Raw genomic sequence first — 16,271 nt, forward strand, 5'->3', positions numbered from 1 at the left:
TGGATCATTTTAGTCTTGGTCAAGCGGTAGCGGTAAGTTGAGACTATCCTTAGATTCAGTGGTTTCCGCCGAGCTAAAATCTTCGATAGCCTTATCTAACAACTTCAGATCCTCTGGGTAATCATGGCTCAACTGATGGATCCAATCGTCAACATTATCCCACCAAGCTGGCAATTCGGGAGATTGAATTTTGTTGGCCAAACGCTGGATGCGAGCCAAACCAATAGAGCCCGCGGCACCTTTGATCTTATGAGCCTCGGAAGCAATTCCCTGCTGGTCTTTCGCAAACAAATTACTTTCAAGTACTTGCATATAATCGGGCATCACTTGCCTGAATAAAGTAACACTATCGGTAAGCACCTGACAGCCAATGCTACTACAAAACTGTTCAATCAGTTCCAAGTCTAATACCGGTTGAGAACTGCGACTAAGGGCCTGACTAGGATTTAGTTGAGTCTCGGAGGGCTCATCATGTGGGCCAATAGCAAATACATTATTCAAACAATGAACCACCGCATTGCGGTTGATCGGTTTATGGATTACATCCACCATGCCAGCTTTAGCAAACTCTTGTTTGCTATTGACCACATTCGCGGTCAACGCCACCATCGGCGGAAGTTGTTCTTTGGCGTAGTCTTGTTGTAAGCGTTCAGCAATATCGAAACCGCTCATATCAGGGAGCTGAATATCCAACAATATTAAATCAAACGAGTCGGGATCAAAGCTCGCTAAGGCTTGCTTACCATTCATTGCCACCGCCACATGGTGGCCAAGTTTTTCTAACAAAGCTTTCGCGATGGTGACATTTAACTCAACATCTTCGACTAATAAAATGTCTAAAGGGGGATGGTCTATTTGCTCCGCTTCATCGGGGATAGAGTCCAACTGAACCTTGAGACTGACCGTAAAACACGAGCCTTCCCCCTCCTTGCTCGTGACCTTAATATCTCCGCCCATCGCCCGAACCAATTGACGAGACACCGACAAACCAATACCACTACCGGTGGCAGATTTTCGGCCTTCCACTTGGTAATACATGGCAAAGATTTGTTCTAACTGATTTTGTGGAATGCCCGGTCCAGTATCGGTAATACTGATATCGAGTTGTACTTGCTGCTCGGCCAAAGGCTGTGCCTTAATCATCAACCCGACTGCTCCCTTTTCGGTAAACTTCACCGCATTTTGGGTCAGATTCCATAATACCTGACGCAACCGGGTCGGATCGCCGACAATACTGCTCGGGATCGGGCCTATTTGTTCAAATTTAAAACTTAAGCCTTTATTCTGCAACTGCATTTCGGTCAAGGTTTCGATGTCATTCACCAAGGCCTTAAAATCCATAGGTTCCATCGACACCGCAAAACGACGCCGATCGAGCTTATCTAAATCAATGATGTCGTTAAAAATATTACCCAGCGTGGTGGCACTTAATAAAATCGTATTCACATGCTTACGCTGCGCATCATTCAGTGCGGTATCCAGTAATATCTGGCTCAGACCAACGACCCCATTGAGTGGCGTGCGCAACTCATGGCTTAGCGTAGAAATAAACTGAGTTTTATCGCGGTTAGCCTTTTCTATATTCGCCTGATGACGCATTCGTTCGGTAATATCTCGACCAAAACCCAATAGGCCTAAACGATTACCATTACGACCATAGAAAGGGACTTTGCGTAATTCAAAGAAAGCTTTTCGGCCATCGGGATATTCCAACCATTGCTCGTAGGTCAGCGGCTCATCGTTATCAAACACTTGGTGATCGGTTTCAACAATTTTATCGGCAATATCCTCTGGATAAACATCATAAGGGGTCAAACCTATTAATTTTTTTTCTGTTCGGCCTACCAACCGTTCCAAGGCAAGGTTGCAGCCAGAAAACTGTCCTTGTTCATTGCGGTAATAAACCAAGTCAGGGGAACTATCAATAAAGCTACGCAGCAAGGCCGAATGTTCTTCTAACTCCTGTTGAGCCAGTTGACGTTGTTTCACTTCTTGTTCCAAATTAACAATCGCTTGACGACGAGCCGCCTCGGCTTTCTCACGTTCGTCGATTTCTTTATTTAGCTGGCTAATGTTGGCTTTTAACTTATTGGTAAGTTGTAAATCACGTGAACGCATTTTCTCTAGCTTACGAATAACCTTGCTTAAACGCTGTCGAGAATCTTCAATTTGTTCCACCACCACCGACATGAAAAACACCGCCCAAGGCGTGATAATTAAACCAAAAAATACCGAGCGGATCAGATCCACCGCCGAAACTTTACCGGTAAGGGCAAAGGTAACGCTCATCTGAATCGCTAAAGCCACCATGATAATCGCTGCCGCAAGGCTAATGCTAAACTTAACCACGCCCAGACGAGACAATAAATGCACATAATAGGTGGCTAATTTTTTTAGTGGCGTCATTAACAATGCTTCCTTATCTTCACTATTCGCTTACATTTTTGGGTAGCCAAGCTAAATACCCTACGATAAAGATGGTTAATATTAAACAGGGTTCTGTGGTATAACAGCCCATCTTTTTTTAACTAAAGCCATCGAACAAGGCTTTATTAACACATAATCGTCCGTGGAGTACCAAGTGCATGTCTACTGCAATGCCTGATATCGCTAATTCAAGCCAAGCCCAAACAGAAGGTCAACTGGATTGGGTTGGCATGAGCCAAATAGAAATGCCGATCATGGTGGCATTTGAGGATCAGGCCCCCAGTCGAGTGAGCGCCCACATCGAAGCCTTTGTCAGCTTAGATGATCCAAAGGCCAAAGGCATTCATATGTCTCGCTTATACCTGCTCCTTGATCAACTCTCAAATCAGCAGGTATTAGATTATGCAGGTTTAACTAGTTTACTGGATCAGTTTATTGCCAGTCATCAAGATTTAAGCGAACACGCACAAGTAAGCTTTAACTTCGACTATCACCTACGTCGCCGTTCTTTAGTTTCAGGTAAAACTGGTTGGAAGGCCTATCCTCTGCAGATTAAAGCCACCCGTCTGAAACAGCTCACCGAGATCGAACTCAGCGTTGAAGTCCCTTACTCTTCGACTTGCCCTTGCTCAGCTGCTTTATCACGGCAACTCATTCAGCAAGCCTTCGCCGAGCGCTTCGATTCAGAATCTGTTGATAAAGCCGACGTTCAGCGTTGGTTGGGCACCACCGATGGAATAGTCGCAACCCCGCATAGCCAACGCAGCATTGCCCAAATTAAAGTGAAACTAAGCACTCAAGCTCAAGACTTACCATTAATTAGCTTAATTGATGAAGTCGAAAATACTTTACAAACCCCGGTGCAAGCAGCCGTAAAACGCGAAGACGAACAAGAATTTGCTCGCCTTAACGGACAAAACCTAATGTTTTGTGAAGATGCCGCTCGCCGTTTACAACACCGTCTCAATCAACGCCAAGACTTCTGTGATTTTTGGGTGAGAGTGAACCACTTAGAAAGTTTACATGCTCACGATGCGGTGAGCATTGTGACCAAAGGCATCAAGCAGGGTTACTCTGGACAATAACAACATCGCATAGAGCCATCCCTAAACACTATCACTGGCGGCGCAAAAACGCGCCTTGCCTTGGTGTTTCGCGCGATACAATTGCAAATCGGCAATTCGAACTAATTCGCCATAATCCATCCCCTGCTCGGGGACAATACAAGCTAACCCAAGACTCACCGAAATAATTGGTTTCACTCCTGAATACTCATGAGGTATTTGTGCTTCATCGAGATATTCAAGTACATTATTTGCGATAATTTTAGCCCCATCCAAGCTGGTGTTTGGTAATAAAATAGCGAACTCTTCTCCGCCATAACGCGCGACTAAATCAGAACCACGCTTCACCGAACGACTAATTATTTTCGCCACTTGACGTAGCGCATCGTCCCCCAGCTGGTGACCATAGTTATCGTTATATTGCTTAAAACAATCAATATCTAACAACAGCAGGCTGAGTTCAATTCCCTCGCGACGATGGGTGACCCATAACTGCTGCAATTTTTCATCAAAACTACGACGGTTGGCCACCTGGGTTAAGCTATCAATAAAACTCAATTCTTGAAGCTGCATAATTGCATCAGCCAGCTGTTGTTCGGTGGTTTTTCGCTCCGTCACATCACGGGTGATAAAAATAATCCCCTTTTCACCGCTCTCATCATCGAGATAAGGTCCTTTGATCACTTCATACCAGATCTGATGACCATCATCGAGATAAACCAACTCTTCATAACGGAGCGGTTTACCGGTTTCTAAAATTTGTCGATTTTGCTGTTGATGCTGCTCTAATTGTTCTTCACTTAAAACTTCGGTGAGATGCTTGCCATGCAAATCGTCACTGGTGTAACCAAACATCTTGGCAAAGGGTTCATTCCCGCCAATAAAGTTGCCTTTATCATCGATAAACCCAAGTGGGTCTGGCGTTGAATGAAATACCGTACGGATCAGATTGTTTTGTCGCCCGAGCTTTTTCTCGGAACTAATTCGATTTTGGTTTTCTTGTTCCAGTTTACGGTTCAACTCATGCCACTTGGTCACATCATAAGAAACATTCAGTACACCAGTGACTTCATCATGCTGATTCTTAAGTGGGTAAACATTATTTTGTAATAAAATTTGTCGGCTATCTGGCGCGCTAAACCACTCGGTGTACTGGCATGGTTCTCCCGCGAGCACCTGTTGATCATGTAATTGGCTACGCCCTAACTCGTAGTGCGTCAGAAAATCACTTAAACGCTTACCTGTTAATTCAGAGGGTTTTAGGCCGTGGAACCCTGCCCAAGCCTGATTACAGCCCAGTAGACGTTCATTAGCATCTTTAAAATAAATAAACTCTGGAATGGAATGAAGTACGTCTGCAAACAACTTCTGTTCTTGCTCTATTCGATTTAGATAGGCAAAGCCTTGCGCATTCTCATAAGCATTAATAAACCATAGCTCTCGACAACCGTGCACACTTAAACTGGCGTAAAGTAATAATACCTTGGCTTGTGGTGGAGACTCGAGCTGCCAGTGTACCCCTTCCATCTTCTGTGAAGCCGTATAAGGTTGAAGCAAGTCAATCAATTGCGTGAGATGCCGAGACTCAGAGAAAACCCAAGCTTTACCGTTATTCGTCAGCTGTAGCAACTCACAAAAGCGGGGATTAGCAAACACAACTTCTTTGGTGTTCGCATCTAACATCAGTTGTGCTGCGGGAGACTTGACCATCGCAGCCTGCTGGATAAGGATCCGTCGACGTGCCAAGCCCCAGAGAATAATCACCGTAATTAACAATGCGCTTAGCGCCGCGATAGTGAATTGCATCCAAATCGCCGGATAAAAAGTCTCTTGCATCAATCGTCCATTTTTCTGCAGCTGTAGACTACTTTACCTGATAATGCAAAATATGGAACTATTCTATTATGAAACAAGTAATTACGTCACACACTAAGTAACTTTAGTGGCTAAGGCTGTTCCTTGAGCGCCTTGTTCAGCCAGTGCTTTCGCAATATCGGTGAGTGCCCACCATTTATTCTGGCACCACTCTGGCGCTAATAATATGGGAGGGCGTGAATGCGCACTCACCCGATGAAACACCACATGTGGCGGCGTATGCTGGATCAACTTTACCGCTGCGCTCACGTATTCAGCTTGGCTCATGGTGCTTAAACGACCCGCTCGCCAAGCCTTAGCCATGGTACTGCCTTCCACCACGTGTAAGGGATGTAGCTTAATACCTGCAATATCCAAAGCCAATACAGCCTCAAGCGATTGCATGTAATGCGTTAGCGTTTCTCCTGGCAAACCTAAAATTAAATGCGCGCAAACCTTAATTTTGTGTCGCTGAGCCCGCGCCACCGTTTGTTCAAAAGCCGCAAAATCATGCCCTCGATTAATTCGCTTCAAGGTTTCATTGTGGGCGGTTTGTACTCCTAACTCCAGCCACACTTCTTTACCTTGCTGCTGAAATTCGGCCAACATTTCTAATACCGCATCTGGCACACAATCTGGGCGAGTACCAATGCACAAGCCCACCACCGATGGGTCATTTAAAGCCTGCTGATACATCGAACGTAAATATTCAATCTCAGCATAGGTGCTAGTATAGGCCTGAAAATAGGCGAGATAAGCGATATTTTTATGTTTCATTTCAGCTTTACGCGCAGTCAGCTGCTCAGCAATTGATAAACGTTTTTGTTCGGGTTTCACAAAGGAGTCCACGTTACAAAAAGTACAGCCGCCAACGCCAATACTACCGTCGCGATTAGGACAGGTAAAATCACCATCCACACTAAGTTTGCGGACTTTTCCAGCAAACTGCTGCTTTAAGTGACGCCCGAGCGTATTTACATATAAATCTAATTGCACAACAACTACTTACCTACGTTGACCAAAACCAGCTTAAAATCACGGAAGCCAGTCTAGCGATAAGCGCCGAGCACTGCATCGGCATAGATCAATCCAACGACAGATCTAAAGGCTATTTTGATCAAACAGAGCTGTTATACTGTGCGCCGCAATTTATCACCTAGGAATCAATATGAGTAGCAGCGACAATGCCGCCATAGAGCAATACAACCGTCTCACCAGCAAACAACGTTACCAGTCGTTTGTAGAGCAGGCTCGCCAAGCGCAACAACTATGGACTTTAAGTGATGAGCAGGGTTGCTTAATCATCGAAACCGGCGAAGAAAAAGTCCTGTTACTATGGAGCGAACCTGCATTTGCGGAACACTGGGCCAGTAAAGATCATTCCAGCTTTCAATCGCTTGCAATTTCGCTCGACGATTTTATCGAGAAATGGGCGCCCGGTATGAGCCAAGATGGCTTCGACATTGCCGTTGCTCCCAGCTTTGCTGGAGAAGGGACCATTGTCGCGCCTCTCGATCTCGCCGAAGAACTCTCAAGCGGCAAAATAAAATAAGCGCAAAATCAGGCGAAACGAGCCAAGCACCAGGCAATTTATCCCAAGTTCAGCTTAAATAGGCCAGTTAGCGGCATTAAGCTGTTTTTTTAGCGCTAGCTTAAGTGTAGAATCTTCGGCTCGAAATTTGTTCACCGCCCCCGTGGGCACAGCAATAGATACAGGTTAAATTATGACAACAACGGTTAATCCATTAATAGAAGATCTTAAGGCGCGTGGTTTAGTCGCCCAATGTACTGCCGACGAAGAACTGGCCGAACACCTTTCTAGTGGAGCCCGCACCCTGTATTGTGGCTTTGACCCCACCGCCGACAGCCTACACATTGGTAGCCTGGTGCCACTATTGATGTTGAAGCGTTTTCAACTGGCAGGCCATAAACCTTTAGCCCTAGTGGGTGGGGCAACTGGTTTAATTGGCGATCCAAGCTTTAAAGCGGCCGAACGTAAACTCAACAGTGATGAAGTGGTGACTGGTTGGGTTGCTAAGCTACAAAAACAAGTCAGCCAATTTATTGAATTTGGCGAGCAAGACAATGCGGCGAAAGTGATTAACAACCTCGATTGGACTGGCAACGTCAACGTGATTGATTTCATGCGCGGTGTGGGTAAACACTTCAGCGTAAATGCAATGATCAAGAAAGAGTCGGTGAAGCAGCGTATCGACCGCGATGAATCGGGCATTTCTTTCACCGAGTTTAGCTATATGTTGCTGCAATCTTTCGATTTTGCCGAGTTGAGCGACAAAGAAAATACCACCCTGCAAATTGGTGGCTCCGATCAGTGGGGGAATATTACTGGCGGTATCGATCTGGCGCGCCGTATGTATGGCAATAAAGTCTATGGTTTAACCATGCCGCTCGTCACCAAAGCCGATGGCACTAAATTTGGTAAAACTGAGACTGGCACAATTTGGCTCGATCCTAAACGTACCTCTCCTTACGCATTCTACCAGTTTTGGATTAACAGCGCCGATGCCGATGTTTACCAATTCCTTCGTTACTTCACCTTCTTAAGTGTTGCAGAGATTGCTGCCATTGAAGAGCGTGATAAAAGTGCTCAGGGCCGACCTGAAGCGCAAGCCATCTTAGCTCGTGAAGTCACCCGCTTAGTACATGGTGAAGAAGGTTTAGCCTCTTCAGAGCGGATCACCCAAGCGCTATTTTCTGGTGACTTAAGCTCGCTCAGCGAATCAGACTTAGAGCAGCTGGCTCAAGATGGCTTACCCTGTCGTCAAATTGAGCAAACACAAGCCAGCTTGGTTGAGCTATTAACCGCCACCGAACTGGCAAAATCGAACAAGATGGCGCGTGAATTCATTGGTAATGGTGCGGTTGCCATTAATGGCGAGAAAGTCACTGACCCAATGGCAGAGCTGAGTGCAAACGGCGCATTGTTTGGCAAATACACCTTAATAAAGCGCGGTAAAAAGCTGTTCAGCTTGGTGATTTGGGCTTAAACAATAGAACTCAACAATAAAGGTGCCGCAAAATACAGCACCTTTATTGTTGGTCAATCCTCGAAGATCAGCGTGCTATAAACTACTCATCTTCTAAACGCTCGATGCCAAGCTTTTTCATCACAAACTTCTCGTAAAATGTCTCGCTGGTTCCAGCTCTCATCTTATGCATAAAGTATTTTTCAAAACCAACCTTGGCTAAGTGCACCCATTTGCCTTGGGCAAACCAAGTGACATTACGCGGAGGGATCTGTGGCATCGCCACAAATGCGATCCCACCATCCCCGGTATCGGCCAAACAAACCGCATTCCAGCTGCCTTTTGCTGTGGCTGGTTGCTGAGTTAAATCGGCATGAATATTTTCTGCAATCGCGGTCATCATCGACTCAATCATATAACCGGTTTTTGGTGTGCCTAGTGGCACTGGGGTAACTTCAACAGGCGGGATCGCTACACAAACACCAGCCGAGAAAATATTTGGATAATGGGGAGAGCGCTGAAACTCATCTATCTTAACGAAGCCTTTCTCATTACACAGTTCTGGTACCTGAGCCACCACCTCAACTCCTTTAAAAGGAGGGATCAACATCGCATGTACAAATGCTAAATCATGGATGTCTCTCAGCTCTCCTTGGTGATCACATTCAGCCACTCGCATGCTCCCTTCACTCACCCGCTCAACTTTGGCATTAACCACCCATTTTATGTGCCGATTACGCAGCTGACTTTCCAACATCGATTTAGAGTCAGCGACCCCACCCAGCCCCAAATGACCAATATAAGGCTCTGGACTCACAAAGGTCATCGGGACTTTATGCCTGATTTTCGCATCCCGCAGCGCCTTATCTAAAATCAGTGCATACTCATAGGCAGGACCAAAACAACTCGCGCCTTGAAAAGCCCCCACGACCACTGGACCGGGGTTTTCGATGAGCTTTTGCACATCTTGATAGCATTCGATCGAGTGCCCTAAGGTACAAACCGACTGAGTAAAACCGCCCACAGGCCCTGCACCTTCAATCAGCTCAAAAGCTAATTTGGGCCCAGTTGCGATCACCAGATAGTCATATTGCAAGTCATCAGCCCCTTCTATCTCCAACCGATTATGTGCAGCATCTAGTAAAGTCGCTCGTCCCACCACCAAGTCAATCTGTTTATTAGTCAAAGGCTTAAGTAAATCAATACAGATCTGTTCTGGCTTTCGCCATCCCACCGCCACCCATGGATTAGAAGGAACAAAATGAAATGCGGGGTACTCATTTACCACCGTGATCTGATGTGATTTACCCAATCTATTTCTAAGATCGTAAGCCCCCGCTAAACCACCCAATCCAGCACCCAATACCACAATATGCGACATCTAACGAACTCCTGCTATAACAAGCTGAGAATTTAAATTAGTAAAGACTAATTTAGAAAGCCCTACAATACGACTATTGTCTATAGCGATACAGAAATGTGACCCACGCCGTTTTACATTATTTCGCAGCTCTCTAGCTGTAATGCAGAGTCAGAAAGCTTGATAGATAATACTAAGCCCTCAATAAACAAGGATAATATAGCGAAGTTAATGATGAGACGAATACCGATTTCGCCGCTGATTTCTCGGGACAATTACACTTGCAACAAGCTTCTGGCAACAAAATCCCTGTAACAGACTTAAAAAAGTCATAAATCTTACCTAAGCTGCTTGCAGTCTGCCGCAGAAGGCGGTAACTATTGACTGATAAAAATAATAGTGAATTTTAACGAACATAAGGAAAACTATGCATATTCGTCCCATTCGTGAAGAAGATGCCAGCGCAGTGGCCAAATTGGCTGAACAACTTGGCTACCACCCAACGGCACAAACTGTATTACCGAACATTCATGCCATTTTGGAAAACCCTGCCCATCAATCTTTTGTTTACCTCAATGAACAAGAGCAAGTGATTGGCTGGGTACATGTTTATGTAGCCTTACGTTTAGGCTCACTTCCTTTTGCCGAAATTAGTGGCATGGCTGTCGACTTGAACTACCAAAAACAAGGCATTGGCCGCCACTTAGTGAAACAATGCCGCCATTGGGCAAACAGTCGCGGGGTAGGTGAAATTCGGGTCCGTTGCGATACCACTCGTGAACAGGCCAACCAATTTTATCAACATATCGGCTTTAAACATCGCAAATCACAACACGTGTTTGTGCGCGATCTATAGCTGTCTATCCCATCGGCTTATGATAAAATCTGGCGGATTTCTTCTTTAACTACAGAGACACTTATGACAACGGCAATTATTGGTGCAATGGAACAAGAAGTGGTAGCACTTCGCGAACTAATCAACAACTGTGAGACCTACAGCTTTGCAGGTTGTGAGTTCTATAGTGGAGAGATTAATCAGCATCCCGTTGTGGTCACTCGCTCTGGTATTGGTAAAGTTGCCGCAGCGATCGCCACCACCGTATTATTGCAGCGCTACCAGCCCAGCCAAGTGATTAATACTGGTTCTGCTGGCGGCTTCGATCCCAAGCTAAAAGTGGGTGATGTAGTCATTTCTGAGGAGCTGCGTTACCACGATGTTGACCTCACCGCATTTAACTACGAAATGGGTCAACTACCAGCCAACCCCGCCGCCTATAAGGCCGATAGCAAGTTAATTGAGCTTGCCGAGCAGGCCGCTCAACAACTATCGGGGCATCAAATCGTCCGAGGTTTAATTTGTACTGGTGATATTTTCATGGCCGACCCAGAGCGAGTAGCAAAAGCCCGCGCTGACTTCCCCAATATGATGGCGGTGGAAATGGAAGGAGCGGCAATCGCTCAGGTTTGCCATTTAGCCAAAGTGCCCTTTGTTGTGATCCGTGCTTTATCGGATATTGCTGGTAAAGAATCACCCGCGTCTTTTGATGAATTTTTAGAAACCGCAGCCAAGCACTCTACCGCCCTTGTGCTAGCGATGTTGCAACAGCTGCAACGCTAATGGATGAAAGCTCTTGGCTTTGGTTCAGCCTTAGCATCCCTTTACTCGGCATTGCCTTAGAGCGACTGATCAGCGGCCAGCTGTTCAAGCAACCCTTGTTGGTTGTTGGTCGCTTAGCCGAGCTGTTAGCGCAAAAAGTCAATCGGAGCAGTAATGGAACCAGACAACAGCGTCTAGCTGGCAGCATGGCCTTGTTTACCCTAGTGCTACCTTTAGCCATAGGCTTAGTTCTGTTTAATCAACTGAATCCCTTAACAATGCTGGTTGACCCCTTGTTATTACTGTGTTTATTGCAATGGCAACAACCAATGCACAGCTATCACAAAATCACTTTGCTGATCAATAGGCAGCAGCATCAGCAAGCCCGCAGCTTACTTCGCCCTTGGGTACTGCGCGATTGTGAAGAGCTTTCGGCAGTGGGGGTAGCCAAAGCCAGCGCCGAGATGCTGCTTCTCCGCTTAGCTAGCAATTGGTTTGGGGTGATTTTTTGGTTTATGGTCGGCGGTATCGTTCCAGCCTTAAGCTATCGCTTAGTCTGCGAGTTACATCAAACTTGGAACCCCAAGCTAGTGCAATATCGACAATTTGGTCGCACTGCGAGCATTCTTTATCAAACCTTTAGCTGGCTCCCCTTCCGCATACTCTGTTTAATTTTTTGCTGCTATGGTCATTACGGACGCAACTTCACAGCAGGTAAGCAAGGATTTCGCTGGCCCTACAGCAGCAGCGGTCAATTGCTCGGCGTCGCCGCGTCTAGTCTACAAAGTGAGCTTGGAGGGCCTCGCCTTTATCAACAAAAAAAAGTTGAACAAGCTAGATTTGGCCCTAGTAAACATTATCCCAAAGCCGCTGAATTAGACCGACTAGCCTTAAAACTGAATATGAGTGCTTTGTTATTTTTATTGTTACTCAGCCCAATCTATGTGGCGCGTATTGTCTACTTATAGAGGAATTTGGCTGCTCATTGCAGGACTTTGCTTCAGTTTTAACAGCTTCGCGGTAAGCAAACCACAACGTATTATATCCTTAGCCCCTCACTTGACCGAACTAGTGTATTCCTTAGGTGCTGGCAATCGTCTGATTGCCACCGTAGATTACGCCGACTACCCTAAGGCGGCGAAATCTCTACCGCGAATAGGTAACTACCAATACATTAGTTTAGAGAGCATTTTGGCCTTGCAGCCCGATTTAGTGTTGGTATGGCAACAGGGGAATCAAAAAGGTCTCGCTCAGAAATTAGCGGCACTCAATATTGCTGTCTACGTATCGGCTCCCAAAACACTGCTGCAACTACCACAAGAAATATTACAATTGGGGCGAGCCCTAGGAGAGCCGCAGCAAGGTCTGCGACTCAGTCAACAAAGCCAACAAATTCTGAAGCAACTTCAACAACGCTACCAAACTCGGCCTAAGGTCAGTGTCTTTTATCAACTATGGCACAATCCACTACGCAGTATTTCAGCCAAGAGTTGGATTAACGATGGGATCCGCTTATGCGGCGGTGAGAATATTATGGCCGAAGCGCCAGCACCTTATCCCTTATTATCTGAAGAGTTGGTATTGGCCGCCAATCCACAGGCAATCATTGTGGCTCAGTGGGCATTCAATCACTTCTGGAATAAATGGCCGCAACTACAAGCAGTACAGCAGCAAACCATCTATCATTTAGATCCCGATAAAGCACATCGGCTAACACTACGCACTCTCGAAAGCTTAACTGAGCTATGTGATGTTCTAGAAAAAACTCGAAAAAAAACCCACTCAGATAACTGAGTGGGACGAGAGCATATACGAGTGAAGAAAAATCTTCAGATGAACTAATGAAAGTCTTGTGCCAGCTTTACCTGAACAATAAGTATAAACAAAACTTCAACACAGACAGCCTCCAATAAGCATCCTGTTAGCGATTTATTTCACCAATAACTCAACTTTCCCTCAGTGTACCAATCATTATCCTGAGCGCTTAACGACCACAACATTATGTTTATAAATCGAAGCGAAAACGCTTGCACCACCTTTTGTCAACTTGCGCCAAATTGGGTCTTAGCTTCAATTTATTATGGATAAATCGCCAGCAAACGCACTGAATCTGGCATTCTGACCGGCATCTAGCTACAATCGGCCTAATCTCTTGTTTGTATGTTGGAAGTAGATTGGCAAGCTTATTACCAAAACGTCATAGACGGCTCTTATTGATTGCGCTGATTGTAGTGCTGGCCGCACTGCTCTTTCCCAGCGACCCTCCCGTATCAGCAGAACAATCACGCCAACCTATCGATTTATCTGCTCCGGTAGCTCAAATCAGTTTGCCTTCAAATGAGACCTCAGAGCCAGCCAGCAGTGATTTAAACAACTCACAAGATCTTCACGAGAAAGCCAATAGCAGTCAATCGACCGCTAACCAAGCGCACTTACAACAAGCGAGCTCAGCGGCTCCACAGGCAAGCCCTTCGTTGCAGTCAAAACCAATCAGCGCCTTAACTCTCAATGCAACTGAAAACGCCTCAAAGGAAAGTCTAAAAGCAAGCGAAGTGCAACAACGGCTCAGCCAATTCGATACCAAACAGCCACTACAACGTGGTGTTCGTTACCGTTTAGACTTAGCAATCGAGAGCAGCCAACTCAAGCCCGAAGAAGAACATTTTTATACCCTAAAACGACAAACTGTAAAATCTGGCGATAGTATGGCGTTATTATTCTCTCGTGTTGGACTCAGCGCAAAGAGCCTCTATCAAATCGATCAGTTAGGCGGCGAAGCACATCAACTGCGAACCCTGCATCCTGGCGATAAACTAGATTTTTACTTAGATGAAAATGACCAGTTAATAGAATTACGTTATCCACGCTCAAAATACCAAACCTTAATTATTGAGCGTGATGAACAGCAACAATTTCAGGCCAGAGTGGAAACAAAAGCGCTAGAAATTAGAACCAATTTTGCGCGAGGCAACATTACATCAAGTTTTTGGAATGCCGGAATTAGCGCACAACTCAGTCAGGGACAAATCATGGCTTTAGCGGCCATTTTTGGTTGGGACATCGATTTTGCGCTCGACATTCGCAGCAACGACAGCTTTATGGTGTTGTTTGAAGAATACTATGTTGACGGACAGTATGCTGGCAATGGCAATATTATTGCCGCCGAATTTATTAATCAGGGCGAAGTATTTAGAGCGGTTCGCAACGACGATGATGATAACTACTATTCACCAGAAGGGCGCCCCATGCGCAAGGCCTTCTTACGCGCGCCGGTCAATTTTAAATATATCAGCTCCAATTTCAATCCTCGCCGCTTACATCCGGTGACAGGAAAGGTTCGTCCACACAATGGGATCGATTATGCGGCGAAACCGGGTACGCCAGTTCAGGCTGCAGGCGATGGCCGGGTGATAAAATCAGGATACAATCAATACAATGGCAATTATGTGTTTATTCAACATAGCAGTGCCTATGTCACCAAATATTTGCACTTGAAAAAACGTTATGTAAAAACTGGACAACGAATTAAACAAGGGAAAATAATTGGTACGGTAGGCGCTACCGGTCGTGTTACCGGGCCACATTTACATTATGAGTTTTTGGTTCACGGTGTACATAAAAACCCTCGAACGGTGAAACTACCGACGTCTACGCCACTTAAGGGTGATAAGAAAAAACGCTTCTTGCCTACGGCTAAGTCACGGATTGCCCAACTCGATAATACCAAACGTGTATTATTGGCCATGAATTAAGCGATTCACATGAGCGAAATTTATCTTGGTTTAATGTCTGGCACCAGCATGGATGGGGTCGATGCGGTGTTGGTTGACTTCGCAAAACAGCCACCATGTTTATTAGCCCACTACCAGCAGGCCATTCCTAACACTTTATTAACCCAACTGCACCGCTTATGTAGTCCGGCAACGAATGAATTAACAGCGATGGCACAAGCCAGTGTGGCAATGGGGAAACTGTTTGCAAACGCCGCAAACCAAGTGGTAGCACAAGCTCGACTTGAGCCCACCCAAATAAAAGCAATTGGAAGCCATGGGCAAACCATTCGTCACTTTCCTGAACTCGGATTTAGCTTGCAAATCGGAAGCCCCAGTCACATTGCGGTCGCAACTGGTATTGATGTGATTGCCGACTTTCGCAATAAAGATATGGCTTTAGGGGGCCAAGGCGCTCCTCTGGTACCAGCGTTCCATCAAGCCATTTTTAGTGACCCCAGCGAGGCGCGATTTATTTTAAACATCGGTGGTATTGCGAATATCACTAGCCTCATCGCTAACCAAACGCTACTCGGTTACGACACGGGGCCCGGCAATACCTTACTTGACCAGCATTTTCAACGCCACCACCCAAAAGGCTTAGCCTATGACGACCATGGTCATTGGGGGCGTAGTGGCCAGCCAAATCCCGAATTATTGACCTGTTTGCTCAGTGATAACTATTTCTGCCTACCCGCCCCCAAAAGTACAGGGCGAGAGTACTTTCATTTAGCTTGGCTAGATACCCATCTCCAACAAGCCCGATTCGCTAAAATCAAACCTGCAGACGTGCAATGCACCTTGTACCACCTTACCGCTCAAAGCATTGCTCAGTCACTGAACAAGCATGATAAGGGTTGTGTTTATGTCTGTGGCGGCGGCGATAACAACCCATTTTTACTGGAATTACTAGCCAAGGCCCTTCCCAACTTACGACTCAGTCGAACCTCAGAACTGGGGATCCCAGAACAAGCGCTAGAAGCGATGGCATTTGCCTGGCTAGCTCGCTGCTTCATCGAACAACAAGCAGGCAATGCGAGTTCGGTCACCGGAGCAAGCAGAGCAGCAATTTTGGGGGCACTATATCCTGCAAAGTAAGAGACCAATCTTGCGAATTAAGAGCCCAAGCAAAGCGTCAAACGACAGCCTCGAGTAAAAAGTGCCAAACCAGATACTATAAACTTGCCTGAGGGCAACAACTGAATGACGCGT

Annotated in this window: 13 protein-coding genes; 9 read left to right on the plus strand and 4 right to left on the minus strand. The window is 45.9% G+C overall.

Going from position 1 to position 16,271, the window contains the following annotated elements:
• Window positions 1-9: 9 nt before the first annotated feature.
• The gene (arcB, locus tag ACRRS1_RS17645; protein WP_432467248.1) at window positions 10-2,406 is read right to left on the minus strand and encodes an aerobic respiration two-component sensor histidine kinase ArcB; all 2,397 of its coding nucleotides are present in this window, start codon (window positions 2,404-2,406) and stop codon (window positions 10-12) included.
• 179 nt (window positions 2,407-2,585) lie between these two features.
• On the opposite strand from arcB, the gene folE2 reads away from it, so the two are divergent.
• On the plus strand, window positions 2,586-3,512 hold the full coding sequence (gene folE2, locus ACRRS1_RS17650) for a GTP cyclohydrolase FolE2 (protein WP_432451884.1): 927 nt from the start codon (window positions 2,586-2,588) through the stop codon (window positions 3,510-3,512).
• A 21-nt stretch (window positions 3,513-3,533) separates the two neighbouring features.
• On the opposite strand, the gene ACRRS1_RS17655 is transcribed toward folE2, so the two are convergent.
• Together ACRRS1_RS17655 and ACRRS1_RS17660 are read right to left on the minus strand one after the other, a co-directional pair.
• Window positions 3,534-5,327, minus strand: a complete 1,794-nt coding sequence (locus tag ACRRS1_RS17655) for a sensor domain-containing diguanylate cyclase (protein WP_432460037.1) — start codon at window positions 5,325-5,327, stop codon at window positions 3,534-3,536.
• Between the two features lie 93 nt (window positions 5,328-5,420).
• Window positions 5,421-6,341: a TIGR01212 family radical SAM protein gene (locus ACRRS1_RS17660; protein WP_432463762.1), complete on the minus strand. Its 921-nt coding sequence runs from the start codon at window positions 6,339-6,341 to the stop codon at window positions 5,421-5,423.
• A gap of 172 nt (window positions 6,342-6,513) precedes the next feature.
• Between ACRRS1_RS17660 and ACRRS1_RS17665 the strand changes: the two genes are divergently transcribed.
• Together ACRRS1_RS17665 and tyrS are read left to right on the plus strand one after the other, a co-directional pair.
• Window positions 6,514-6,897: a DUF2750 domain-containing protein gene (locus ACRRS1_RS17665; RefSeq protein WP_432451881.1), complete on the plus strand. Its 384-nt coding sequence runs from the start codon at window positions 6,514-6,516 to the stop codon at window positions 6,895-6,897.
• A 172-nt stretch (window positions 6,898-7,069) separates the two neighbouring features.
• Window positions 7,070-8,353: a tyrosine--tRNA ligase gene (gene tyrS, locus ACRRS1_RS17670; protein WP_432451880.1), complete on the plus strand. Its 1,284-nt coding sequence runs from the start codon at window positions 7,070-7,072 to the stop codon at window positions 8,351-8,353.
• Window positions 8,354-8,435: 82 nt separating this feature from the next.
• On the opposite strand, the gene ACRRS1_RS17675 is transcribed toward tyrS, so the two are convergent.
• Window positions 8,436-9,713 (minus strand): NAD(P)/FAD-dependent oxidoreductase, encoded by a 1,278-nt coding sequence (locus ACRRS1_RS17675; RefSeq protein WP_432460040.1) that lies wholly within the window; start codon window positions 9,711-9,713, stop codon window positions 8,436-8,438.
• Window positions 9,714-10,119: 406 nt separating this feature from the next.
• Here ACRRS1_RS17675 and ACRRS1_RS17680 point away from each other — a divergent pair, with 406 nt between their 5' ends.
• The 6 genes from ACRRS1_RS17680 to ACRRS1_RS17705 all read left to right on the plus strand — a co-directional run bounded on the left by ACRRS1_RS17680 (window position 10,120) and on the right by ACRRS1_RS17705 (window position 16,157).
• Complete coding sequence (locus ACRRS1_RS17680) at window positions 10,120-10,548, plus strand: GNAT family N-acetyltransferase (protein WP_432451878.1); 429 nt, start codon at window positions 10,120-10,122, stop codon at window positions 10,546-10,548.
• A gap of 63 nt (window positions 10,549-10,611) precedes the next feature.
• Complete coding sequence (gene mtnN, locus ACRRS1_RS17685; RefSeq protein WP_432451877.1) at window positions 10,612-11,310, plus strand: 5'-methylthioadenosine/S-adenosylhomocysteine nucleosidase; 699 nt, start codon at window positions 10,612-10,614, stop codon at window positions 11,308-11,310.
• The gene (locus tag ACRRS1_RS17690; protein WP_432467247.1) at window positions 11,310-12,257 is read left to right on the plus strand and encodes a cobalamin biosynthesis protein CobD/CbiB; all 948 of its coding nucleotides are present in this window, start codon (window positions 11,310-11,312) and stop codon (window positions 12,255-12,257) included. Before mtnN ends, ACRRS1_RS17690 begins: the two co-directional genes overlap by 1 nt.
• Complete coding sequence (locus tag ACRRS1_RS17695; protein WP_432460041.1) at window positions 12,244-13,083, plus strand: cobalamin-binding protein; 840 nt, start codon at window positions 12,244-12,246, stop codon at window positions 13,081-13,083. Before ACRRS1_RS17690 ends, ACRRS1_RS17695 begins: the two co-directional genes overlap by 14 nt.
• Before the next feature lie 380 nt (window positions 13,084-13,463).
• The gene (locus ACRRS1_RS17700; RefSeq protein ID WP_432460042.1) at window positions 13,464-15,041 is read left to right on the plus strand and encodes a peptidoglycan DD-metalloendopeptidase family protein; all 1,578 of its coding nucleotides are present in this window, start codon (window positions 13,464-13,466) and stop codon (window positions 15,039-15,041) included.
• Window positions 15,042-15,050: 9 nt separating this feature from the next.
• Window positions 15,051-16,157: an anhydro-N-acetylmuramic acid kinase gene (locus tag ACRRS1_RS17705; protein WP_432467246.1), complete on the plus strand. Its 1,107-nt coding sequence runs from the start codon at window positions 15,051-15,053 to the stop codon at window positions 16,155-16,157.
• Window positions 16,158-16,271 lie beyond the last annotated feature (114 nt).

It is taken from the genome of Agarivorans sp. Z349TD_8 (assembly GCF_050870825.2).
In the GTDB taxonomy this organism is placed as follows: domain Bacteria; phylum Pseudomonadota; class Gammaproteobacteria; order Enterobacterales; family Celerinatantimonadaceae; genus Agarivorans.